At 54.3% G+C, this 278-nt stretch carries 1 protein-coding gene; it reads right to left on the bottom strand.

Features of this window, described 5'->3' with window-relative positions:
* Nucleotides 1–191, bottom strand: a 191-nt coding sequence (locus AC5ZG5_RS46595; RefSeq protein ID WP_496165620.1) for a hypothetical protein, incomplete at its 3' end; no start/stop codon positions are given.
* Nucleotides 192–278 lie beyond the last annotated feature (87 nt).

Here is a 278-nt window from a genome sequence, read left to right as displayed (position 1 = left end):
ATGTCGCGGTTCATCTCGTTGTCTTCGACCAGCAGGATCTTGGGCATCGCACAGCCTCGGGTGTGTTCATCTTTGCCTCCCGAGCGGCTTGAAAGCAGTCTTGCTCTCCTGCCTACCAAGCCCCAATGGCAATTAAAACGATAATGGCCAAGCCAAAAACGGCGGCGATAGTCGCAGGTACGGAATACCATTCCGGTGTAGTCGTTGCCTTCCGAGCGGTGGTTCTCAAAGCTTAGGCCCTCGGCTTCACAAAGACTGTGAAGGGGCTAACACCTTGA

Source organism: Bradyrhizobium sp. Ses1 (assembly GCF_059512365.1).
Note: the sequence above shows the minus strand (reverse complement) of the source record. Positions and strands in the feature narration are given on the sequence as shown.